Here is a 23332-nt window from a genome sequence, read left to right as displayed (position 1 = left end):
GGTCCCTCGCGGTACCCACGAAGGAGGCGGGATGATCGACACCGACGTGCTCCGCGGGCTGTTCCTGTTCGAGGGACTGTCCGAGGACCAGCTCAGGTGGGTGGCCGAGCACGGGACCGAGCGGGAGTACGGCGCGGGCGAGACGATCGTCGCGCAGGGGGAGCCGGCCGGCTGCTTCGTCGTGCTCGTCGAGGGCGAGGTGGTGATGTCCGTCGAGACCCAGGCGGGGCCGGCCGGCATGAGCCCGACCTCGCAGCCCGGCGTCTACGCCGGTGCCGTCGCCGCCTACCTGGTCGACCGCGCCCCGGCGGCCTACGGCCACTCGCTGCGCGCCACCAAGCCGACGCGGATGCTCGAACTCCCGGCCGGGGAGTTCGGCCTGATCATGGGCGAGTGGTTCCCGATGGCGGTCCACCTGCTGGACGGGGCCCGCCTGGGCGGGCTGGCCCAGCGGGAGTTCGTCGACCGGCGGCAGCGGCTGACCGCCCTGGGCACCATCACCGCCGGGCTCACCCACGAGCTCAACAACCCGGCCGCGGCGGCCGTACGGGCCGTGGACGACCTGCGCTCGAAGGTGCGCTCCTCGCGGCGGCGGCTGGCCGGACTGGCCGGGGAGGGCATCGAGCCCCAGCGGCTGCGTGCCCTGGTGGACCTGCAGGAGGCGTGCGCCGCCGGGATCGCCCAGACGACGCCCCGCTCGCCGCTGGAGGTCTCCGACGCCGAGGACGCGCTCGCCGACGCCCTGGAGGAGGCCGGGGTCTCCGACGCCTGGGAGATCTCGCCCGCGCTGATCGCGGCCGGGTTCGAGGACGGCAAGCTGGCCAAGATCCGCGAGATGATCGGCGAGCGGCACCTGGACGCGGCGATGCACTGGCTCTCGGAGGCCATCGAGATCGCCCAGATGCTGAACGAGGTGACCGACGCGACCGAGCGGATCTCCTCGCTGCTCGCCTCGGCCAAGCAGTACTCCCAGATGGACCGGGCGCCGCACCAGACGGTCGACCTGCGGGAGCTGCTGGACAGCACCCTGACCATGTTCCGCGGCAAGATCCCGCCGGGGATCAGCGTCGCCACCGACTACGACCCCGCCCTGCCGCCCATCCCGGCCTACGCCGGGGAGCTCAACCAGGTGTGGGCCAACCTGATCCACAACGCGATCGACGCGATGGCCGGAAGCGGCGTGCTGACCGTCCGCACCCGGCTGGAGCACGAGACGATCGCGCTGGTCGAGATCTGCGACACCGGTCCCGGCGTGCCCGAGGAGCTGCGGGACCGGATCTTCGAGCCGTTCTTCACCACGAAGGCGGTCGGCGAGGGCACCGGGCTCGGCCTGGACATCTCCTTCCGCATCGTCGCCGGCCGCCACGGCGGCGACCTGCGGGTGGAGTCGGAGCCGGGCGACACCCGCTTCCAGGTACGCCTGCCCGTCACCGAGACGCTCGCCACCTGACCCCGTCCCGCCCCGGGGCACGGGGCGGTGGGGCCGGGGACAGGCCGGTCGGGAGCCGGACCACCCGGGATCGGCCGGCCGGGGAACAGGCGGTCCGGGACGGGGCAGCTCGGGATCGGGTGGGTCAGGAGCCGTGGACGCCCTTGGCGACGTCCATCAGGCGGGACAGGACCCGGGCCCCGGAGACCCGGACGCCGTCGTGCTCCAGCTCGTTGGTCACCCAGGTGCGCACGTTGCCCACCGCACGCGCGGTGCGGACGGACAGGCCCTCGTCGACGTACATGTCGTCGTAGTAGACGGCGGCGACCACCGGGACGGTGTTGGCCGCCAGCCGGGCCGGGTCGTAGAGGGCGGGCCAGTCGGAGGTCTGCGCCAGGATCTCGGCGGCCCCCTTGAAGGGACGGAGCGCGGCGATCTCGTCGAACATCCAGGGGTAGATCATCTCCCCGGTGGGGAGCGTCGGCTCGGCGTCCGGGTGGAACTCCTCCGGCAGCAGCCGGTGCGCGGCCCAGGAGGTGGCGGCCCCCTGGGCGTAGATCGACTCGTGCAGGACGGCGTAGAGCGGGTTGCCGACGAAGCCGGTGGCCATCATGACCTCGTACAGGAACAGGTCGGAGAGGCGGTCGCCGGACCAGGCCTCCTCCAGCACCCAGTGCAGGTACTCGGAACCGTCGCTCATGCCCAGGCACATGCCCAGGGTCTGCAGCCTGCGCACGCTCAGCACGTCCCCGTCGGGCAGGCGGACCTCGTGGCCGCGCAGGTGGGCGGCCACCGCGTCCAGCCTGGCCGAGTCGAGCGGGTAGCGGGCGAAGTGACGGCGCACCCGGTCGCGGACCCGGGGGTAGGTGCGCGCGTAGACCTCCTCGGCGGTGGCCTCAAGACCGGCCAGGCCGCCGGTCACGTAGCAGGTTCCCAGGCCCTCGGGAGCGGCCGAGAGGTAGGTCAGGGTGATGAAGCCGCCGTAGCTCTGGCCCAGGGTGTCCCACGGCCGGTCACCGCAGAGCTCCCGCCGGATCAGCTCGGCGTCGGCCACGATCGCGTCGGCCCGGAAGTGCCTCAGGCGGGCGGCGAGCTCGGCGTCGGTGCCGCCGATCGTCCTGGCGGTGATCGGGGTGCTGCGCCCGGTCCCCCGCTGGTCGAGCAGCAGGACGCGGTGGGTCGTGAGCGCGTGTCCCAGCCAGCCGTCGGCGGCGGCCGGTCGCGGTGACTTCCCGCCGGGGCCGCCCTGCAGGAACAGCAGCCAGGGCAGGTCCTCCCCCCGCCTGGCCGGGTCCACCGCCTCCCGGGCGAAGACCTCGATCGTCCCTGCGCCGGGGGCGGCGTGGTCGAGGGGGACGGTGAACACGTGGTCGGTGAGTGCCACACCGGGCAGAAGGACGGTCACCCTGGGAAAGCTACCCGAGCCCGGCCGGTGGGACTTCCCACCAGGCGGAGAACTGGTACGCTTCCCAAGCGAGCGCTTGGTTTCAAACAGCCCGCCGTACCACCGACCGCGGAATCGGGACAGCCGGAGACGACCGCAGGGGACAGCCGATGAAGTTCTCGACCTTCCACCTCTTCCACCGGTTCGACGGCCAGAGCTTCAAAGACGTCTACGACTACCACCTCGAACTCGCCGAGCTGGCCGAGGAGCTCGGCTTCCACGGCGTGCGGCTGGCCGAGCACCACTTCCGCGACTACGGCGTGGTCCCCAACCTGTTCACGATGCTGGCCAACCTGGCCGCGCGCACCGAACGGCTCCGGCTGGGCACCGGCATCGTCGTGCTGCCGCTGCACAACCCGGTCCACGTCGCCGAGGAGGCGGCCATGGTGGACGTGCTCTCGGGCGGGCGGCTGGACCTCGGCATCGGGCGCGGCTACCAGAGCTTCGAGTTCGAGGGCTTCGGCATCGACCTGGCCGAGGCCAGGGACCGGTTCGACGAGGCGCTGGAGGTCGTGCTCGGCCTCTGGACGAGCCCGACCTTCCGGCACAAGGGCACGTTCTACCGGACCGGCACCGAGGTCGAGCTCGTCCCCCGGCCGCTCCAGCACCCGTTCCCGCCGATCCACGTGGCCGCCGTGTCACCGGAGACCGTGACCATGTACGCCGAGCGCGGCCTGCCCATCCTGGCCGACCCGGCCGCGCCGTTCCGCAAGGTGGTCAGGGCGGCCGAGACCTGGCGCGAGACCGCGCAGAGGGCCGGGCACGACGCGGCCGGGCACGAGCTGGTGGTGGCGCGCAGCGTCTACGTCGCCGAGACCGTGGAGCGGGCCCGCGAGGACCAGGCCGCGTTCGAGGCGAGCTTCGACCGGAGCCGCATCTTCAACGCCAGGAGCGCCCCGATCGACCCCAGGACCGGCAGGGCCGCGCAGGGCTTCGAGTACTACCAGGACCGCTACCTCAAGGGCGGCTCGGTCTCCAACGACTTCCGCTGGGAGCAGCTGGAGGTCATCGGCGACCCGGAGCGGGTGATCGGCCAGATCCGGCTGCTGCGGGACGCCGGTTTCGCGCATCTGCTCTGCGACTTCGGCAGCACCCGGCCGATGCCCCTGGAGGAGATGACGAAGGTCATGCGGTTCTTCGCCGCCGAGGTCATGCCGGCCTTCCGATGATCCGTCCCGTGCGGCCCGTACCGTCGCCGTGCCCGCCGGACGGGAGGCCGTGCCCGCCCGGGCGCGCGTCCCGCGTCCGCCCGCGGGGCGGGAGGGCGCGGGCCGCACGCCACCCCCAGCAGGAGGCGCGATGATCCACCGTTTGACCCTCTCCGACGTCCTCGCCGAGCACGCCCGCAGCCGCCCCCTGGCGACCGCGGTGGTGGACGGTGAGACGCGGCTGACCTATCCCGAACTGGACGCGCGGGTGACCCGCCTGGCCGCCGCGCTGGCGGCGCGGGGCGTGACGGCGGGCGAGCGCGTGCTGTGGCTGGGCCGCAACCACCACGCCGTGCTGGAGCTGCTGCTCGCCGCGTCCCGGCTCGGGGCGGTCTTCTGCCCGGCCAACTGGCGGCAGTCCGCCGACGAGCTGTCGTTCGTCCTGGAGGACCTCGCGCCGAGGGTGGTCGTCTGGGAGGAGTCCGAGGCCGCGGCGCCGCTGAGCGGCGAGGAATGGATCCGGGCGGGCGCGGCCTACGAGGCGTTCCTGCGGGACGCCCCCGGCATCCCCGACGCCCTCGACACCCCGGAAGGCCCCGGGGACGCCGGGGACGCCGGGGACGCCGGGGACGGCTTCGCCGACGACACGGCCCCGGTGCTGGCGCTCTACACCGCGGCCTTCGACGGGCGCCCGAACGCGGCCCTGCTCAGCAGCGCGGCCCTGGTGGCGCACAGCACCTCGCTGCTGGTGGTGCGGCGGATGGAGCCGGACTTCACCTTCCTCAACAGCGGCCCGCTCTTCCACGTGGGCACGATGATGTTCTGCCTGGCCACCCTGCAGATCGGCGGGACGAACGTGTTCGTCCCGGCGTTCGACGCCAAGGAGGTCTGCCGCCTGGTCGACGCGGAGAAGGTCACCCAGGCGTTCCTGTTCGGGCCGATGATCGACGAGGTGGTCAGGGCCAACGAGGGCGGCGCGTACGACCTGAGCTCGCTCCGTTTCGTCTCCCACTCGCCCGAGTGGGACGCCATGACGACCGTGGACGACTCCCCCTGGTGCCGGTCGGGGATGGGCGGCTACGGGCAGACCGAGGTCGCGGGGATGCTGACCTATCTCGGCCTGGCCCCGGGTGCCGCCGGGCTCGCCGGCCGGCCGTCGCCGCTGGTCCAGGTGCGGATCCTGTCGCCCGAGGGCCGCGAGGTACCCGCCGGCGAGGTGGGCGAGATCTGCGCGCGCGGCAAGTCGCTCTTCTCCGGGTACCTCAACAGGCCCGGGCTGAACGCGGCCAGGACGCGTGGCGGCTGGCACCACACCGGCGATCTCGGCCGCCGCGAGGCCGACGGCTCGATCACCTTCATCGGCCCCCGGCTGCGCATGATCAAGTCCGGCAACGAGAACATCTACCCCGCCGAGGTGGAGCGGGCGCTCAGGAGCCATCCGGCCGTCGCCGACGCCGCGGTCGTCGGCGTCCCCGACGAGCGGTGGCGGCAGGCGGTGAAGGCCGTCGTGGTCCTCGCCGACGGGGCCACCGCCTCCGCCGAGGAGATCGTCGAGCACGTACGGGGCGCGCTGGCCTCGTACAAGAAGCCGCGTCACGTGGACTTCGTGACGGAGATCCCCAGGAAGGGCTTCACCCCGGACTACGACGCCCTCGACGCCGCCCACGGCGGAGGCGGCTACCCGGGCACCTGAGGGCGCCCCGGCACGACCACCCGGGCACCCGAGGACGCCCCGGCACGACCACCCTGGAACTCGGGGGCCCGGAAACGACTCGATAACCCACCTTGACGCAGACCTAGTTTTGCCTCTTAAATTTCAATATGAATTAAGCATCGACATTAGGGGCCCCCCTCTCCTCCGAAGCCGGCCACCGGCGGCGGACGGGGGGGTACGACGTGCGAGGGGCACCGTCTCGGCGCCACCCCGGCGACCCCCCACAGGGCGACCCCGCCACAGATCACCGTCCCCGGCGACCCCGGCAGGCGATCCATCCGTGTGACCACGCAAGGAGCTACCAAGGGATGACCCAGACCGAAGACCGGACCGGCACCGGCCTGGCCCTGTTCCCGCCGGGTTTCCGCTGGGGGGTCGCCACCGCGTCCTACCAGATCGAGGGCGCCACCGGCGAGGACGGCCGCGCGCCCTCCATCTGGGACACCTTCGCCCGGACCTCCGGCCGGGTGCACCTGGGACAGACCGGCGACGTGGCCTGCGACCACTACCACCGCTACGCCGAGGACGTGGCCCTCATGCGGGAGCTCGGCCTCGGCACCTACCGCTTCTCGGTCGCGTGGCCGCGGGTCAGGCCCGACGGCACAGGGCCGGTGAACCCGCGCGGGCTGGACTTCTACGACCGGCTGGTGGACGCCCTGCTGGCCTCCGGCATCGAGCCGATGGCCACGCTGTACCACTGGGACCTGCCGCAGGTGCTGGAGGACCGGGGCGGCTGGACCGTACGGGAGACCGCCCACCACTTCGCCGACTACGCGACGGCGGTCCACGACCGGCTCGGCGACCGGGTCGCGACCTGGACCACCCTGAACGAGCCGTGGTGCTCGGCCTTCCTCGGGTACGCCAGCGGCGACCAGGCCCCGGGCCGCACCGAGCCCGGCGCGGCCTTCCGCGCCGCCCACCACCTGCTGCTCGGCCACGGCCTGGCGGCCCGCGCGCTGAAGGCGGCCGGGGCCCGGGAGGTCTCGGTCACGGTCAACCTCACGCCGGTCTCCCCCCGCGACCCGCAGGACCGCCACGACGTGGCCGCGGCCGCGCTGGTCGACGGCCTGCACAACCGGATCTTCCTCGACCCGCTCCTCAAGGGGCGCTACCCCGCCGACATGCTGGAGCACGCGGCCCGCTTCACCGGCCTGGAGCACATCGCCGGCGGCGACGAGGGGATCATCGGCGCCCCGATCGACCTGCTGGGGGTCAACTACTACGCGCCGACCCTCGTCGCGGCCAAGGTGGGCACGCCCTCCTCGGACCGCTTCCCCGGCACCGAGGGCGTCGAGTACCTCGAACCCGACCTGCCGGTGACCGCCATGGGCTGGCCCGTCGAGGCGGACGGCCTGCGCCGGCTGCTGGTGCGGCTGGCGCACGACTACCCGTCCGTCCCCATGATGATCACCGAGAACGGCGCCGCCTACCACGACTCCGCCGTGGACGGGAGGGTCGCCGACGCCGAGCGCGTCGACTACCTGCGCTCCCACCTGCTCGCCGTGCACCGGGCGATCGGCGAGGGGGCCGACCTGCGCGGTTACCTGGCCTGGTCGCTGCTGGACAACTTCGAGTGGGCGTACGGCTACGACAAGCGGTTCGGGCTGGTCCACGTCGACTACGAGACCCAGCGGCGCACCCTCAAGGACAGCGCCCTGTGGTACAGCGGGGTCGTCGGCAGGAACGGCATCTGAGCGACCGTCGCACCTGCCCGCCCGGGGTCACCCGCGCGGGTGCGGGCCGCCCGCGCGGGCGGCCCGCCGATCCGCGGCCCCGACGACCGTTCCGGCCCCGCGCGGGCGGCGGGCCGGGAGGGGCCGGGGGTCAGCGGGCGGCCCAGATCAGGCCGCGCCTGGTGAGCTCGTACACGGTGGGGTGGCGCAGGTCGTCGAGGCGGTGGCCGATGGCGGAGAAGAAGACCTTCCCCGCACCCCAGCGGCGGGTCCAGACGACCGGCATGGGAGTCGGCGGGGAGACGAACACCGTGCCGGCGAGCACCTCGTTGCGGGCGTCGGCGAGCATCCAGTACTGCTCGGTCTCGACGGTGAAGCCGTCGAGCCCGGCGACGATCGGGTGCCCGGCGCGCTCCGGGTCGATGGTCACGTCGTAGACGAGGAAGTCCTCCGGGTGGTGCAGGAAGAGGCCGCCGACCATCCGCAGGTAGTCGCGGCCGTCGAAGGCCGCCACCACGCCGCCGTGCCAGCCGGCGAAGCCGGTGCCGTCCTCGACCGCGGAGACCAGGCCGGCCTCCTGCTCCGGCGTCAGGGTGCCGCCCGTCCAGCACTGCACGATCAGGTCGGTGGCGGCCAGCAGCGACCGGTCGGCGTAGACCTCCAGGTCCTCGGCGACGGTCACCGAGAAGCCCTCGGCCACCAGCTCCGGGACGAACAGCTCGGTCGCCTCGACCGGGACGTGCCCCTCCCAGCCGCCGCGGACCACCAGCGCCGTTCTCATCGCCGGCCCGCCGGGGAGCCCGTCAGCGCGGTCGCGGCGCTCCCGGGCCCGGGAGCGCCGGTCGCGGGGGTGCCCGTCACGCCGGCGACGGCGCGGCCGGACGGGCGTACCGCGTGGCTGCGCAGCAGGAAGTCCTCGACGACCAGGGTGGCCGCGCCGAGCGCGACCGCCTCGGCGCCCAGCCTGCCCAGCTCGATCGAGGCCTGCGAGAAGGGCAGGGGCAGGGCGTACCGTCCGGCGGCGGCCCGGATCTCGGGGAGGAACTCCCTGCCCAGCAGGGACCCGGCCCAGCCGCCGAGGATGACGCGCTCGGGGTTGAACAGGTTGATGAGGTCGGCCAGCCCCGCCCCGAGGCAGCGCACGGCCTCCTCCAGGGCGGGCCGGGCCTCCGGGTCGGCCAGCAGCGCGGCGAACACGCTCTCCTCGTCGTCGCCGCCCAGCTCCCTGCCGGCGCCCGCGAGGATCGCCTCGGCCCCGACGTACGCCTCCAGGCAGCCCCGGCTGCCGCAGCGGCAGGGACGCCCGTCAAGGACGATCTTCGTGTGTCCCCACTCGCCCGCGCCGCTCGCCGTGCCCCGGTAGGTGACGCCGCCGTTGATGATGCTCGCCCCGGCCCCGGTGCCGATGAAGGTCATGACCAGGTGCTGGGCCCCCTGCCCCGCGCCGAACCAGAGCTCGGCCTGGCCGGTCGTCTTGACCCCGTTGTCGGCGAAGACCGGGATCGAGGTGCCCTCGCGCAGCAGCGCGCCCAGCGGGACGCCGTCCCAGCCGAACGCGCGGGCGTGGATGAGCAGGTCGGGCCCCTGCTCGGCGACGCCGGGGACGCCGAGACCCATGCCGATGACCTCGGACTCGGTCGCCCCGGCCTCGGCCAGGACCGCCTCCAGCCCGTCGAGGATGCACCGGGCCACCACCGACGGCTCGTGGTGGCTGGGGTCGAGGGCGAACTCCTTCCTCGCCCGCTCGGCCATCGCCAGGTCGTACAGCTCGACGCGGACACGCGTCTCGCCGACGCCGACGCCGACCACGTACCCGTACGAGGGATCGACCCTGAGCATGATCCGCGGGCGTCCCCCGTCCGAGTCGACGGAGCCGGTCTCGACGACGATGCGGTCCGCGATGAGGTCGGCGATCACGTTGCTCACCGTCGCGGCGCTGAGGCCGGTCGTCTGGGCGAGGTCGTGCCTGCTCAGCTCGCCGGCGAAGTAGAGCGTCCACAGGACGACGGACCGGTTGCCCTTCCGCACGTCACGGAGGGTCCCCCGCTGTGGACGGCTCATGGTTCTCCCCCGGGCAGGTAATTTCAGATGTTAGTACAACTATTCTAGTCACCTTCCGGGGCGTTCTCCCGGGCAGGCCCGTCCCGGCGCGGCGCGACGCGCCTCCCCGGGGGACGAGGCGAGTTTCCCAGGTCTCCGGGCGGCCCGCCATGCCCGTCCGCGACGACCGGCCGTCACGGTCGCCCGTCACCCCCGGCCCGGTACGACGGCCGCCCCACTCCCGGTACGGGGGCGGGGCGGCGGGTGGAACGGCCGGTGGGGGACCCTCGCGTGGCGCTCAGGAGGGGGACGGCCAGAAGGCGAGGTCGTGGTCGGCGGCGTAGTCGACGGGCCCCACCGCGTCCGGCTCCAGGGACTGGGTGTGCGGCACGCGCGCGGCGGCGTCGAAGCGCTCCCAGCGGGGCAGCCCCTCGCCGTTGGGGTCGCCGGTGCGGGCGAACCCGGTCCAGTAGGCGATCATCTGGTCCGACAGCCTCCGCTGGGCCGGGCTCAGCGTGACGTTCGGCTCCGGGAACAGGTACGGCATGTCGCCCGCGTGGTAGGCGCCGAACGGGAAGTCCGTCTTCACCGGCAGGAACATCGGGGCCCGCCGGTCGGCGAACTGGTAGGCGTAGACGGGTGCCTTCGCGGCCAGCAGCCTGTTCTGCTCGAAGGTCGCGCGGGCCCACATCCGGTCGGTGACCGCCGCGGCCCAGGCCAGCGAGGGCGAGCCGTGCCCGCGCGGCGGGTACTTCGCGGCCACCTTCGCCGCGTCCGCGCCGAAGGTGGCGCGCAGCAGGCCGCGGTACGACGCGGCGGTGACGGGCCTGCCGGCCAGGTCGCGCGTCATGGCGGCGAAGAGCCGGTGCTCGTCGCGGGTGGCGCCGGAGATCACCGGCACCGGGTGTCCCCGGCCGGCCCGCAGCTCGGCGGAGGGCGACCGCGGCAGCGTCTCGTTGCCGTACGCGTAGGACTGGAACATGTTCATGATCTGCGGGACCTTGAGGACGGTCCTCACCGGCAGTGCCCGCAGGCAGCGCAGGTCCCGGCAGCCGAGCCTGCCGGCCGCGTACCGGCCCGTCTCCTCGACCTGGGCGGTGGGGAGCCAGGCGTAGTCAGGGCGGCCGGGCACGCCCTCGCCCATGCTCTCGGGGAGCATGTCCATCATCGTCTCGCCGCTCTGCATGACGGCCCGGTCGAACAGGCCCTTCGCCTTCGGCGAGGTCAGGTGACCGCCGATGCTCATCGCGCCCCACGAGACGCCGAACACGGTCACGTTCCGCGGGTCGCCGCCGAACGCGGCGGCGTTGCGGCGCACCCACCCCAGGGCGGCCTGCTGGTCCTGGAGCCCGTACGTCCCGGACCCGGCCAGTCCCGGGTAGCCGAAGCCGCCGAACACCCCGAGCCGGTAGTTGATCGTGACGACCACCACGTCCCCCCGGGTGGCCAGGCGGCGCACGTCGGTGAGGTCCCCGGAGCCGAGGGCGCCGTCCCCGTGGATCCACACCATGACCGGCCTGCCGTTCCCCGGCGTGCGCGGGGCGGTCACGTTGAGGAACAGGCAGTCCTCCTCGTCGCTGGTCACCTTCGCGTAGTCCTCGCCCACCTGGGGGCACCTGGCGCCGGGCCGGGTGGCGTCCCGCGTGCCGGTCCAGCGGGCGGCCGGGCGGGGGGAGGCCCAGCGCAGCTCGCCGACGGGCGGGGCCGCGTAGGGGATGCCGTTGAAGATCCTGTGTTCGCCGGTCACCGTGCCCCGCACGGCTCCGGTCTCGGTCCGCACGACGCGCGGATCGTCCGCGCCGGTCGTCCGTAGCGGCTTCTCTTGTGCGGCCGCCGCGCACGCCGTCCCGAGGACGGCCGTCGCCACCAGGGCGCTCATCGGTTTCGCTCGCATGCCCTCCACGCTGTCAAGGACCGGAGCGGGTGTGCAGATCCATCGATACGCAGTGCCGTGGGACAAATGTCCCGCCCGGCGACGCGCTTCACCCGGCACGGCCCAGGCCCGGCACCGATTCGCACCCCGCGCGAGAACCCGGCGCGTGCCCCGCGCCGGGCACATCGGTGATCCCGCTCCGGTACGCGGTCAGAGGATCGCCAGCGGGTTGATCGGGCTGCCGGTGCCTCCCTCGATCCGCAGGGGGGCCGCGACGAAGACGAAGCTCCCGTCGCCGCTCCCACTCCCACTCCCACTCCCGCCGTCGCCGTCGCCGCGGTCGCGGGCGGCGCACGCGGCGGCCAGTTCCTCCAGCGAGAGCATCTCGGCCAGGTGGACGCCGTGCCGCCAGAGCAGGATCAGGTGCAGGTCGTCCTCCGGGCTCTCGTCGGCGAGCTGGCGGGCGTTCAGACCGCCGATGGCGGCGTTGTCGGAGGCGACCATGGCGACGTCGCGGGCGGCCAGCCACCGCCCGCCGTCCGCGGACAGCCCCGGCTGGCCCGCCCAGTACTCCTCCGGCGAGGACTCCCAGACCAGCGGCCAGCCGGTACGGACGACGGCCACGTCCCCCGGCCGCAGATCGTCGTGGATCTCCGCCAGCAGGTCGCCCGGGATGCGGAAGTCCACCGGCAGGCTGTCCAGGCCCAGGTGCCGGGGGACGTCGAAGAGCACCCCTCGCGCGACGACCCCTCCGGCGGTCTCGATGCCGCAGCGGGTGGCGCCGTAGGACCTGACCCTGGCGGCCGGGTGCCCGTTGTAGAGCTCCTCCCCCGCCCACATGTGGCAGAGCGCGTCCATGTGGGTGGTGGTGCCGTGGTGGGTGACCACGAGCGCGTCGTCGGCCATCCGCAGGCCCGCCCCGATCGGACGGGCACCGGCCGCGTAGTCGCCGCCGTCGACCGACATGAAGTGCTGCGGCAGCGGGCGGCCCCGCAGGTGCGGGACCGTCGTGGGGGCGGGCGAGGAGGTGGCCCCCCTGATCGGCATGGCCAGGCTGATCACCTGGCCGGTGGACGCGGAGGACAGGGCGGCCAGGACCGTGGCCGGGGTCAGCAGGTTGAGGGTCCCGCGCTGGTCTCCTGGGCCGAAACGGCCCCAGTTGTTAGGCTCGGCTACCAAGCAAGTGCTCACTTTCGAAAGTGCGGGGCGGCTGATGACGGCAGAGGACGCGACTCGGAGCGGTGTGGAGACCTACGGGCACTGCGACCCACGGTTCTCGCGGGTACGCGAGGTGTTCGACGGGCACTTCGCCGGCGGCGAGGAGCTGGGCGCGGCGTTCGCCGTCTTCGTGGACGGCGAACCGGTCGTCGACCTGTGGGGCGGGATCGCCGACCGCAGGAGCGGGCGCCCCTGGGAGCGCGACACCCCCGTGCTGGCGTACTCGTGCACGAAGGCGGTGACCGCGACGGTGGCGCTGTCGCTGACCGAGCGCGGACTGCTCGACGTCTCCGCCCCGGTCGCGGACGTCTGGCCGGAGTTTGCCCGTCGCGGCAAGGAGCGCGTCACCGTCGAGCACCTGCTCACCCACCAGGCGGGACTGCCCGCGATCGAGGAGCCGGTCCCGGTGGAGGAGTTCGAGGACCAGGCCGCCATCGCGGACCGGCTGGCCGGGCAGGCCCCGATCTGGGAGCCGGGGACCGCGCACGGCTACCACGCGCTGACGTACGGGTTCCTGGTCGGCGAGGTGATCCGCAGGGTGTCGGGGAGGTCCGTGGCGGAGATCGTGGCCGCCGAGATCGCGGGGCCGTCCGGCCTGGACCTCTGGGTGGGAGCCGACGGCGAGGTGGCCGAGCGGGCGGCGCGGCTCTCCGCCGGGGACCGCCGGCCCCCCTCGGACGGCGACGCGGCGGCCCCGGTGGCCCCGGACACCTCCGCCGAGGAACCGGCGGCCGGGAACGGCACGAGCGGGAACGGGACGGGCGGGAACGGGACGGGCGGGGAGCGGCTGGACGGACGGCCCGTGAGCGGGAACGCCGCCGACGGGCGGCCCGTGAGCGGGAATCCGGCGGGTGGGGAGTCCGTGAACGGCAACACCGCCGCCGGGGACGGCGGCGAGGACCCGCTCCTGCTGATGGCCAGGGCGTCGGCGGACAGGAACAGCCTGATGAACCGGGCGCTGGGCAACCCCCCGATCCACCTGCTGCCGGGCGGCGCCAACAACCCGGTCGTCCTGCGTGCCGGATGGCCCGCGATGGGCGCCGTCACCACCGCCCGGGGCCTGGCGGGCTTCTACCGTGACCTGGTCGCCGGGCGGATCGTCCGGCCTCAGACCCTGCGGGAGGCGACGCGCAGGAGGGTGAACGGCCCGGACCGGGTGCTGTTCGTCGACAGCTCCTTCGGCCTGGGGTACATGCGCCCGTCCATGACCTTCCTCACTCCCCCCGCGGGCGCGGAGACCGCGTTCGGCCACACCGGCATGGGCGGGTCGCTGGGGCTCGGCGACGCCGGGCACGGCCTGGGCATGGCGTACACGATGAACAGGATGGCCGGTGCCGTCTCGGGCGGCCTGCGCGGCTACCGCCTGGCCGAGGCCGTCTACGCGTCGCTCTCCCAGGACCGCCCGGCGCGCTGAGCCCCGGGGGGACCGCCCCTGCGGGGAGCGCGCCTCCCGGGGGGCGGTCAATGCATCGTGACGCCGCCGCTGACCGACAGGGTCTGGCCCGTGACGTAGGCGGCCCTGTCGGTGCAGAGGTAGGCGATCAGTCCGGCGACGTCCTCGGGGGTGCCGAGGCGGCGCAGCGGGATGCCCCTGGCGATCCTGTCGACCAGCCCGGGTCGCTCCGCGTCCACGCGGCGCAGCATCGGGGTGTCGGTGGGACCCGGGCAGACCACGTTGGAGGTGACGTTCCCCCGGGCCGCCTCCCTGGCGAGGGTCCTGGACAGGCCGAACAGCCCGGCCTTGGTCGCGGCGTACGCGCCCTCGCCCCCGGAGCCGGCCCGCGCGCCGTCGGAGGAGACGAAGATCAGCCGCCCCCAGCCGCGTTCCGTCATCCCCGGCAGCAGGAGGCGGGTGAGCAGCATCGGGGCGCGCAGGTTGACCCGCCACATCAGCTCCCAGCCCTCGGGATCACCGGTGACGAACGGCTCGACGATCGACACCCCGGCGTTGCTGACCAGGATGTCCACCGGCCCGGCCCGCCCGCAGAACTCCTCGATCGACGCCGGGTCGGCCAGGTCGACCTCCAGGGACGTGGCGGGTGCCGTCCGCTCCCTGGGCGTTCCCGATCCGGCACCGGCACCGGCGCCGGCGCCCAGGCCGAGCGAGGCGCCGTTGAGCTCGTCGGCGACCGTCGCGGCCCCCGGTCCGTCGACGTCGGCGACGACGATCCGCGCGCCGAGCGCGGACAGGTCACGGCAGACGGCCGCGCCGATCGCCCCGGCCCCTCCGGTCACCACCGCCGTGCGGCCGTCCAGCCGCAGGCCCTCCATCACGTCCAGGCCCCCGCGACCTCGGCGGCGGTCACCCGCGTGGCCAGCAGGCTCACGGTGTGCCGCAGTACGGCCCGCGCGTAGTCCTCCGGCACCCCGGCGACGGCGTCGGTCACCACCGCCACCCGGTAGCCGAGGTTGACGGCCTCCAGGGCGAGCCCGGGGATGCCGAGGTTGAGGGAGAAGCCCACGGCGACGACGGTCGAGACGCCGAGCGAGCGCAGCGTCATGTCCAGCGCGGTCCCGGTGAACGGGGAGAAGCCGTGGTGACGGCGCGACTCCAGGTCACCGGGGGCGAGCAGGGCGGGCAGCACCTCGACGGCCCCCGTGCCCTCCAGCATGTGCGAGGGGTCCTTGAGCAGGGCGGTGATGAAGGGGCTGTTCGCGGTGTGCGACCCGGCCCGGTCGGCACGGAACGCGGCGGTGCAGTGGACCACCGGCACCCCTGCCGCGCGGGCGGCGGCCAGGACCACGGCCGCGTTGTCCACCACGCCGCCGCGGGCGGACACCTCCACCAGGCCGGGGAACCTCGCGAGGTCCCCGGCGACACCGCGCTGCATCTCCATCGCCAGCACCGCGCTGTGCCCCGGCGCGACGAGAGCTCCCAGATCGACCGGCATACGACCTCCACCGCCGCGAACACCCCCGGCTCACCTCCCGGACCGGTTCCCGGGCCAGAAGGTGAGCCGAGCGCTTGCTTGGTATACTCCCGGAGCCTAACACGCGCCCCTCACGGCCATCGAGCACGATTCCGGCATGATCCACGCCGAACTCGGCCGATCGTGACAACCGACCGCATGGGTGAGACCGTCGAACAAGTCGAGGGCACTCGGAGGGGGGCTGGATGGTTCCGGAGTACCGCGAGGTTCGGGAACTCGGCGTCGGCGGGGGCGGGCGGGTGGTGCTGGCCACGTACGCCCCCACGGGGGCCTATGTGGCCATCAAGTATTTCGGCGCGGCCCTCAAGGACGACCCGCGGTTCCTGGCCCGCTTCCGGGCCGAGGCGCGCGTCCTGGTGGAGCTGCGGGATCCGAACGTGGTGCGGCTTCACGAGTACTACGAGGACGTGCTCGAAGCCGCGGTCGTGATGGAGCTGGTCGACGGGGTGGCGCTCCGGCGGATCCTGGACGAGCACGGCACGACCAGCCCGGAGGCGGCGCTGGCCGTGCTCAAGGGCTCGCTGCTGGGCCTGGCCGCCGCGCACGACGCCGGGATCCTGCACCGCGACCACAGGCTGGAGAACGTGCTGGTCCAGGCCGACGGCGGCAGCAAGCTGTCCGACCTCGGCGTCGTCGTCCCCGGCGGCGACCCCGCACACCTGGCGCCCGAGCTGCGGCGGGGGGCTCCGGCGAGCGTGGCGGCCGACGTCCACGCGGCCACGCGCGTGTTCTTCGAGTGCCTCACCGGCCACGGCCCGGGGGAGAACGACCCCGGCGCCCCGGCGCACGGGAGCACGGCGCCCACCCTGGTCGAGGAGGTGCCCGGCTCGGTGCGCGTCCTGGTCACCCGTGGCATGGCCGGTGACCCGGCGGATCGGCCGCGGGGCGCGCGGGAGTTCCTGCGGGAGCTGGAGAGCGCCGCGACGGCGGCGTACGGGCCGGAGTGGGAACAGCGCGGGCGGCGGCACCTCGCCGAGCTGGCCACGTCGCTGGCGCTGACGTTCCCGCTGGCCAGGACGGCGGAGGCGGGCGCCTCGGGCGCGGGAGGCGTCTTCGGCCGGGCGGGGCGGGCGGCCGGGACGGGACGGGCCGGACGCGGTGACACGCCGCGGCGTCCCCGTCTGGGCCCCAGGACGCTGGCCGGGCTGGGGGTGATCACCGTCGCGATGACCGCCGGGGTGATCGCGGGCAACCGGCCGCAGGACCGGCTCTCCGCGGACACGATCTTCACCCCGCCGCCCGGCTCCGCGGTGATCGAGGAGACACCGGCACGGCGGCGGAACCGGACGGCGGCACCCGCGGGGCCGGAGGAGCCGTCCACGCGGCTCACGCCGAGTCTCGCCGCCGAACGGGGCTCGCCGCCCTCACGGGGCACCTCTCCCCACCACGTCCCCCCGCTCCCCTCGGAGGTCCCGGTACGGCCCCGGCCGACGGCTCCCCCGTCCACCGGCCCGCAGCCGCGGCCTCCGGAGCCGACGGGCTCCCGGACGCCCACCGCCCGCTCGCCGGTCCCCACGCCGCGTCCCACGGGATCGCCGACGGGGTCGCCCACCGGGTCGCAGGGGTCCCCGGAGCCGGAGCACACGGTCGGCGAGCTGTCGATCCCGGAGATCGGCGCCCGCGGGGCCACGATCCGCCTCCGCGCCTCCACGCCGGGGAAGGTCACGGCCACCGTCGTCTTCGCCGAGGGACCCGACCCCGGCGGCCTCGTCCCGGCGCCCCCGCGCACCGCCGTGCTCGCCGGGTCCACCTCCTACGCGCACACCGTCCCGTACGCCTTCACGCCCCCGGACTGCGGGGAGACCGTCTACCGCCGGGTCACGGTCTCCACCGTGCCCGCCTTCCCCGGCGGGGCGTCCAGCCGCACCGAGGAGGTCCGGGGGGAGCCGTGCGAGCTCCCGCCCGGTGACGCTCCCGGCCCGGGTGCCGACGGCGGCGCCGACCCCACCGCCGACCTCGGCGTCGACTCCACCGCCGATCTCGGTAACGACCGCACCGCCGACCTCGGTACCGCCCCGAACCGGCCGGAGGGGCCGGAACCGCCCGCCGACGAGCCCTACATGTGGGGGGCGGGCGAGGGCACCGTCTCGTGAGACGACCGGAGAACGGCATCTTGTGAGGCAACCAAGCGTGCGCTAGCTTGGCGATCGATGACCAGATCGACGATCGGAGCACCGGCGAGCCCGGCGGCCACCCCGGCGACCGGGCCCGTCACCGCGCCCGCCGCCCTGCCCGTCATCGCATCCGAGCCCGTCATCACATCCGAGCCCGTCACCCCGTCCGGACCCGTCACCCCGTCCGGACCCGTCACCCCGTCCGGGCCCGTCGCCCCTTCCGGACCTGTCAGCGTGTCCGGACCCGTCACCGCGTCCGACGAGTCTCTCGCCTACCGGGACGCCTGCCGCCGTGGTGAGCTGGTCGTCCAGTGTTGCGCGGCCTGCGGCCGCCGGGCGCATCCGCCCGTCGCGGAGTGCCCGGACTGCGGCGCCGCCGAACCGCCCTGCGAGCCCGTCTCCGGGGACGGCACCGTCCACACCTTCACCGTCGTGCACCGCTCGTTCGTCCCCGCCTTCCAGGGGCGGGAGCCGTACGTCCTGGCCTGGATCGACCTTCCCGAGGGGGTCCGGGTGTTCGGGCGGGTCGTGGAGTGCCCGCCGGACCTGGTGCGGATCGGCATGCCGGTCCGCGTGACCTTCGTCGACGACCTGCCCCAGTGGAGGCCCGCGTGAGCACGCTCGGCAACGTACTGATCCCCGTGGACGACCTGGACCGGGCCATCGCCTTCTACGCGGGCACGCTCGGACTGGCGGTCAGGTTCCGCGACGGCGACCGGTTCGCGGCCCTGGACGGCGGCGGGGCCACGGTCGCGCTGGTGGCGGCCCGGGAGCAGGTGGCGGGCGGGACCACCGCCCCCTCCTACCGGGTGGACGACGTGGCGCGGTCCGCGCGGGAACTGACCGAGGCCGGGGCCGAGCTCCTGCGCGAGCCCGAGGCCGGACCGCACGAGGTCAGGGCCGTGCTGCGCGACCCGTCGGGAAACGTCTTCGTCCTGTACGCACCACGCTGAGCCCCGGCCGCCCCCTCCCACCGCCACCCCGCCACCCCGCCGCCCCCTCCTCGCGCACCTTCACCGCTCGCCCTCACCACCCCGTATCCCCCCACCCACCCCCCCGCTCCCCGCCCCGAACCCGCCCACCCCCTCGCTCCGAACGGAGGCCAGAGATGGCGCGTCCGACCCCGGCAGGCACCCCGTACGGCAACTACGCCCACGCAGTCCTCACCGCCAACGCCAGGCGCACCCCCGACCGGGTCGCGCTGACCTACTGCGGAGAGCGGAACCTCACCTACGCCGAGCTCGACCGGCTCGTCAACCGGCGGGCCCACGCGCTCGCGGAGGCCGGGGTGGAACCCGGACGGCGGGTGGCGGCGCTGCTCAACGAGACGCTGCACGTCGCCGAGGTCTACCTGGCCGCGGCGAAGCTCGGCGCCGTCACCGCGGCGCTCAACCCGTACTGGCCGGTCGACACGCTGGCGGCGGTCGTCGCGCGGTCCGGCGCCACCTCGTTCGTGTACGACTCCACGGTGGAGGGGGCCGTCGCCGAGATCCGTCCCCGGCTGCCGGAGGTCACCCGCTGGATCAGGATCGGCGGACCCGGGGACGCCGGAAACGCCGGGGACACCGGGGACACCGGGGACACCGGGGACACCGGGGAAACGGTGGACCTCGACGCGCTCACCGCCGGCGCCCCGGAGGACGAGCCCGCCCTGGGCGGTTCGTGGGACGATCCGCTGGCGCTGTACTACACCTCGGGCACGACCGGCCTGCCCAAGGCGGTCGTCCACACGCACGCCTCGTCGCTGGCCACCGCGCAGATCTGGCTCGACGTGCCGCGCACCGAGGACTCGGTGCTCGGCACCGGGGCGATCATCTGGGGCATCGGCTTCCCCGCCCTGGTCGGCCCCGCGCTGTACGCGGGCATGCGGCTGGTGCTGGAACAGGACTGGGGCCCGGCGAACTTCCTGAGGGTCGTCCCCCGGGAGAGGGTCACCCACGTCTCGCAGATCCCGTCCTTCTACGCGGCGCTGCTGGGCTCCGACGACCACGCCGGCGCCGACCTGTCGTCGCTGCGGGTCATCATGCTGGGCGGCGAACCGCTCCCGGCCGCCCTGCTGGCCAGGATGAAGGAGCGGCTGCCCGACGCGGGCGTCTACTGCTACTACGGCCAGACCGAGGCCCCCTACACCTGCTTCGGCCGGGTGGACGACGGCGGCACCCCGCTCGGTTCCTCCGGCCGCGCGCGTACCGGCAACGCGGTGCGCGTCACCGGCCCCTCGGGGAGGAGGCTGGTCGGTGAGGTGGGCGAGATCAACCTCGCCGGCCCGCACCGGATGGCCGGGTACGACGGCCTGCCCGGCAGGACCGCCGAGGTGCTGCGCGGCGAGTGGTACGTCGGCGGCGACCTGGGCGTCCTGTCCGAGGACGGCGACCTCACCGTGCTCGGCCGCCGGGAGGACTCCATCCTCAAGGGTGGCCTGTGGTCGCAGCCCTCGGCGATCGAGGAGGCCGCGGTGGCGCTGGACGGCGTCGCCGAGGCCGGCGCGGTCGGCGTCCCCGCCCAGGCCGAGGGGCAGGAGGCGACCGAGCAGGAGGTGCTGCTCGCGGTGGTGGCCAGGACGGGGCACACGCTCGACCCCGCCAAGATCGCCCTTGCCCTCGCCGAGACGCTCCCCGCCCACCGGCGCCCCGACCGTGTCGTCGTGGCCGACGACCTCCCGCACTTCCAGGACGCCTCCGGCGGGCCGGGCAAGCTGCTGAGGCGGGAGATCCGGGAGAGGTACGGGAACCGGGCGGACGAGGCGTGACCCCGCGCGGGAAAGGAGACGCCGCCCCGCCGGGGGGCGGGGGGGCCGCGCGGTTCGCCGAGCACGAGGTCAAGGCGCTGCTGCGGGAGCGGGGGATCGCGGTACCGCGCGGCGTGACGGCCGTCTCCTCCGCCGGGGTCGCCGCGGCGGCCGTGGGGCTGACGCCTCCCCTGGTGCTCAAGGCCCACGGCCCGGGCCTGACGCACAAGTCGGACGCCGGGGCGGTACGGCTGGGGCTGACCGGGCCGGTCGAGGCGGCGCGGGCGGCCACCGGGATGCTGGCCGCCCTGGCCGGGCACGGCCTGCTCCCCGACGGCTTCCTGGTCGAGGAGCAGGCCGCCCCGGGGGTCGAGCTGATCGTGGGCGTGGTGCGCGACCCGTCCTTCGGGCCCGTCCTGCTCGCCGGGCTGGGCGGGATCTGGACCGAGGTCATGCGCGACACCGCGCTCCGCCTGTGCCCGGTCTCCGAGGCCGGCGTACGGCGGATGCTCGCCTCCCTGCGCGCCGCCCCGCTGCTCCACGGGTACCGGGGCCGCCCGGCCGTGGACGTCGAGGCCCTGACCGGGCTGCTGCTCGCGATCGGCGGGGCGGGAGGGCTGTGGGAGGAGCTGGAACTGGGCGAGTTCGAGCTCAACCCGGTGATCGCCTCCGAGAAGGGGGTGATCGCGGTGGACGCGCGCTACCTGCCCGCCGCGACCCGCGCGACCGGCCCCACCGGCCCGGCGGACGTCACCCGCTCGACGGGCTCCGGGGACCCGACCGGCGACGCCGGCCCGGCGCACCCGACCGGCCCGACCGGCCGGCCGGGTCAGGCCCAGGACTTCACCGCGCTGTTCGAACCCCGGGCGGTGGCCGTGGTGGGCGCCTCCGCGAGCAGGCCGAACTTCGGGAACATGTTCCTGGGCTTCTACCGGGCCACCGGCGTGCCGCTGGTCGCGGTCCACCCGGAGGCGAGCGAGATCGACGGGGTGCCCGCGGTGCCGTCCCTGGCGGATGCCGACGTCGACTACGCGCTGGTCGCCGTACCGGCCGAACGCTGCGCGGAGGTCGTACGGCAGGCCGCCGGTGTCGCGTTCGTCCAGGTGATGAGCGGCGGATTCGGCGAGGCCGGGGCGTCCGGGCTGGAGGCCGGGCTGGTCGGCGCGGCGCGGGAGGCCGGGACGCGGCTGCTCGGCCCGAACTGCATGGGCGTCTACAGTCCGCGCGGCGGGCAGACCTTCATCGGCGGCGAGCCGGGCCCGCCGGGGCACGTGGCGCTGATCTCGCAGAGCGGCGGCCTGGCCGGGGAGGTGGTCAGGGTGGGCGAGCGGCGCGGGCTGGCGTTCAGCCGCGTGGCCACCGTCGGCAACTCCGCCGACGTGACCCCGGCTGAGCTGCTGGGCTGGCTGGGCGGCGACGAGCAGACCTCGGTCGTCGGCATGTACCTGGAGGACCCCCGCGACGGCCGAGCCCTCTTCGAGGCCCTGCTCGCGCTGCGGGGACGCCTCCCGGTGGTCCTGCTGGTCGGCGGCAGGAGCGGCCAGGGCCGCAGGGCCGCCGCCTCCCACACCGGCGGCATGGTCGGCGACGGCCGCGTCTGGCGGGCCCTGGCCGACCAGACCGGCGCCGTCCTGGTCGGCAGCCAGGACGACCTGATCGGCACCCTGTGCTTCTTCCGGTCCCACGCCTCCCGCATCGTCCCGTCCCGGACCGGCCCCACCGGCGTGCTGGTGATCGGTCCGAGCGGCGGGGCGAGCGTGCTGGCCGCGGACGCCTTCGACGCGGCCGGGCTGTCGCTGGCCGAGCTGCCGCGGGGGGCACGGGAGGCGCTCGCCGCCCTGGGGGCCGGAGCCCCCGGCACCTCCCCGGCCAACCCGCTGGAGATCCCGGTGGGCCCGCGCGGCCGGCCGGGACTGGCCGGTGAGGCCGTCGCGGCGATCCTGGCGCACCGGCCCTACCCCGACGTCGTGGCGCACGTGAACGTGCAGAGCTTCTTCACCTTCGGGACCTCCGCCGATCCCCTCCACGCGTACGCGCGGGCCCTCGCCCAGGCGCAGCGGGACCTCCCGGGGACCAGGATCACCCTGGTCACCAGGAACGGCGACTGCGCGCCGCCGGGGGTCGAGGACGAGGTCCGCGCGATCGTCTCCGAGGCGGGGATCCCCGTCTACCGCTCGATGGAGGCGGCCGCCGTGGCCGTCGCCGCCGCCGCACGTTTCACCCGAGGAGCTTGAGATGGGTCTTCTGGACGGAAAGGTCGCCCTGGTCACCGGCGGCGCCAGGGGGATGGGCGAGTCCCACGTGCGGCTGTTCCTCCAGGAGGGGGCTCGGGTCGTCCTCGGCGACGTGCTCGACGAGGAGGGCGAGGCGCTCGCCGAGGAGACCGGGGCGATCTTCGTCCACCAGGACGTGACCCGGCCCGGGGACTGGGAACGCGCCGTGGCGGCCACGGCCGAGGCGTACGGCAAGCTCGACGTCCTGGTCAACAACGCCGGGATCATGAAATATCGGCGGATCGCGGATATGACGATGGAGGAGTACGAACGCATCCTGGACGTCAATCTCAAGGGCACCTGGCTGGGCGTCAAGTCCGTCATCGAGCCCATGAAGGCCGCGGGCCGGGGGGCGATCGTGAACATCTCCTCCGTCGAGGGCTTCATCGCCGCCGAGGGCATGTCCGCCTACGCCGCCTCCAAGTTCGGGGTGCGCGGGGTGACCAAGGCCGCGGCCCGCGAGCTGGCCCGGTTCAAGATCCGGGTGAACTCCGTCCATCCGGGCGCCATCGCCACCTCCATGGTGCTGGATCCGGAGCTGGCGGCGGAGGTCGACGGCGAGGCGTTCCTGAAGTCCATGGTCATCAAGCGTTTCGCGAAACCGGTGGAGGTCTCCCACGTGGTCGCCTTCCTGGCCTCCGACCGGGCGAGCTACTGCACGGGCAGCGAGTTCACCGTGGACGGCGGCATGCTGACGGGCGCCGGCTACTGACCCGGCGCGGGCCACCGACCGGCCAGGCCACCGGAC

The 23332-nt window shown here is 74.4% G+C and carries 18 protein-coding genes; 11 read left to right on the top strand and 7 right to left on the bottom strand.

Annotation, left to right across the window (positions count from 1 at the left end):
• Nucleotides 1–31: 31 nt before the first annotated feature.
• Entirely contained in the window at nucleotides 32–1450 is a 1419-nt protein-coding gene (locus ACLQ2R_RS35690; RefSeq protein ID WP_425965835.1) for an ATP-binding protein, read from the top strand.
• Between the two features lie 124 nt (nucleotides 1451–1574).
• On the opposite strand, the gene ACLQ2R_RS35685 is transcribed toward ACLQ2R_RS35690, so the two are convergent.
• Nucleotides 1575–2834, bottom strand: a complete 1260-nt coding sequence (locus tag ACLQ2R_RS35685; RefSeq protein ID WP_425965834.1) for an alpha/beta fold hydrolase — start codon at nucleotides 2832–2834, stop codon at nucleotides 1575–1577.
• Between the two features lie 149 nt (nucleotides 2835–2983).
• On the opposite strand from ACLQ2R_RS35685, the gene ACLQ2R_RS35680 reads away from it, so the two are divergent.
• The 3 genes from ACLQ2R_RS35680 to ACLQ2R_RS35670 all read left to right on the top strand — a co-directional run bounded on the left by ACLQ2R_RS35680 (nucleotide 2984) and on the right by ACLQ2R_RS35670 (nucleotide 7429).
• Nucleotides 2984–4042 (top strand): LLM class flavin-dependent oxidoreductase, encoded by a 1059-nt coding sequence (locus tag ACLQ2R_RS35680; RefSeq protein ID WP_425965833.1) that lies wholly within the window; start codon nucleotides 2984–2986, stop codon nucleotides 4040–4042.
• 130 nt (nucleotides 4043–4172) lie between these two features.
• Nucleotides 4173–5714, top strand: a complete 1542-nt coding sequence (locus ACLQ2R_RS35675) for an AMP-binding protein (RefSeq protein ID WP_425965832.1) — start codon at nucleotides 4173–4175, stop codon at nucleotides 5712–5714.
• Nucleotides 5715–6043: 329 nt separating this feature from the next.
• Nucleotides 6044–7429 carry a GH1 family beta-glucosidase gene (locus ACLQ2R_RS35670; RefSeq protein WP_425965831.1) on the top strand — a complete coding sequence of 462 codons (1386 nt, stop codon included), beginning with the start codon at nucleotides 6044–6046 and terminating at the stop codon, nucleotides 7427–7429.
• 130 nt (nucleotides 7430–7559) lie between these two features.
• Here ACLQ2R_RS35670 and ACLQ2R_RS35665 read toward each other — a convergent pair whose 3' ends face one another.
• The 4 genes from ACLQ2R_RS35665 to ACLQ2R_RS35650 all read right to left on the bottom strand — a co-directional run bounded on the left by ACLQ2R_RS35665 (nucleotide 7560) and on the right by ACLQ2R_RS35650 (nucleotide 12500).
• Nucleotides 7560–8189 (bottom strand): ThuA domain-containing protein, encoded by a 630-nt coding sequence (locus tag ACLQ2R_RS35665; protein WP_425965830.1) that lies wholly within the window; start codon nucleotides 8187–8189, stop codon nucleotides 7560–7562.
• Entirely contained in the window at nucleotides 8186–9469 is a 1284-nt protein-coding gene (locus ACLQ2R_RS35660; RefSeq protein ID WP_425965829.1) for an ROK family transcriptional regulator, read from the bottom strand. Before ACLQ2R_RS35660 ends, ACLQ2R_RS35665 begins: the two co-directional genes overlap by 4 nt.
• Nucleotides 9470–9746: 277 nt before the next feature.
• Entirely contained in the window at nucleotides 9747–11342 is a 1596-nt protein-coding gene (locus ACLQ2R_RS35655; protein WP_425965828.1) for a carboxylesterase/lipase family protein, read from the bottom strand.
• Nucleotides 11343–11531: 189 nt separating this feature from the next.
• On the bottom strand, nucleotides 11532–12500 hold the full coding sequence (locus tag ACLQ2R_RS35650) for a cyclase family protein (protein ID WP_425965827.1): 969 nt from the start codon (nucleotides 12498–12500) through the stop codon (nucleotides 11532–11534).
• A gap of 34 nt (nucleotides 12501–12534) precedes the next feature.
• Here ACLQ2R_RS35650 and ACLQ2R_RS35645 point away from each other — a divergent pair, with 34 nt between their 5' ends.
• Nucleotides 12535–13953 carry a serine hydrolase domain-containing protein gene (locus ACLQ2R_RS35645; protein WP_425965826.1) on the top strand — a complete coding sequence of 473 codons (1419 nt, stop codon included), beginning with the start codon at nucleotides 12535–12537 and terminating at the stop codon, nucleotides 13951–13953.
• A 47-nt stretch (nucleotides 13954–14000) separates the two neighbouring features.
• Here the strand turns inward: ACLQ2R_RS35645 and ACLQ2R_RS35640 are convergent, their stop codons facing one another.
• Nucleotides 14001–14810: an SDR family NAD(P)-dependent oxidoreductase gene (locus ACLQ2R_RS35640; protein WP_425965868.1), complete on the bottom strand. Its 810-nt coding sequence runs from the start codon at nucleotides 14808–14810 to the stop codon at nucleotides 14001–14003.
• Nucleotides 14810–15430 carry an isochorismatase family protein gene (locus ACLQ2R_RS35635; RefSeq protein ID WP_425965825.1) on the bottom strand — a complete coding sequence of 207 codons (621 nt, stop codon included), beginning with the start codon at nucleotides 15428–15430 and terminating at the stop codon, nucleotides 14810–14812. Before ACLQ2R_RS35635 ends, ACLQ2R_RS35640 begins: the two co-directional genes overlap by 1 nt.
• Before the next feature lie 224 nt (nucleotides 15431–15654).
• Here ACLQ2R_RS35635 and ACLQ2R_RS35630 point away from each other — a divergent pair, with 224 nt between their 5' ends.
• From ACLQ2R_RS35630 to ACLQ2R_RS35605, 6 genes are all read left to right on the top strand, one after another.
• Nucleotides 15655–17562 (top strand): protein kinase domain-containing protein, encoded by a 1908-nt coding sequence (locus ACLQ2R_RS35630; RefSeq protein WP_425965824.1) that lies wholly within the window; start codon nucleotides 15655–15657, stop codon nucleotides 17560–17562.
• 57 nt (nucleotides 17563–17619) lie between these two features.
• Complete coding sequence (locus ACLQ2R_RS35625) at nucleotides 17620–18198, top strand: Zn-ribbon domain-containing OB-fold protein (RefSeq protein WP_425965823.1); 579 nt, start codon at nucleotides 17620–17622, stop codon at nucleotides 18196–18198.
• Nucleotides 18195–18536: a VOC family protein gene (locus ACLQ2R_RS35620; RefSeq protein WP_425965822.1), complete on the top strand. Its 342-nt coding sequence runs from the start codon at nucleotides 18195–18197 to the stop codon at nucleotides 18534–18536. Before ACLQ2R_RS35625 ends, ACLQ2R_RS35620 begins: the two co-directional genes overlap by 4 nt.
• A gap of 155 nt (nucleotides 18537–18691) precedes the next feature.
• The gene (locus ACLQ2R_RS35615; protein WP_425965821.1) at nucleotides 18692–20332 is read left to right on the top strand and encodes an AMP-binding protein; all 1641 of its coding nucleotides are present in this window, start codon (nucleotides 18692–18694) and stop codon (nucleotides 20330–20332) included.
• Nucleotides 20329–22545, top strand: a complete 2217-nt coding sequence (locus ACLQ2R_RS35610; protein WP_425965820.1) for an acetate--CoA ligase family protein — start codon at nucleotides 20329–20331, stop codon at nucleotides 22543–22545. The genes ACLQ2R_RS35615 and ACLQ2R_RS35610 overlap by 4 nt, the downstream gene beginning before the upstream one ends.
• A gap of 1 nt (nucleotide 22546) precedes the next feature.
• Nucleotides 22547–23296, top strand: coding sequence for a glucose 1-dehydrogenase (locus tag ACLQ2R_RS35605; RefSeq protein WP_425965819.1), 750 nt, complete (start codon nucleotides 22547–22549; stop codon nucleotides 23294–23296).
• Nucleotides 23297–23332 lie beyond the last annotated feature (36 nt).

Origin of the sequence: Streptosporangium sp. DT93, assembly GCF_049844535.1 — a bacterium.
Taxonomy (GTDB): Bacteria; Actinomycetota; Actinomycetes; order Streptosporangiales; family Streptosporangiaceae; genus Streptosporangium.
The sequence above is the reverse complement of the archived record's forward strand: the minus strand, read 5'-3'. Positions and strand labels throughout refer to the sequence as shown.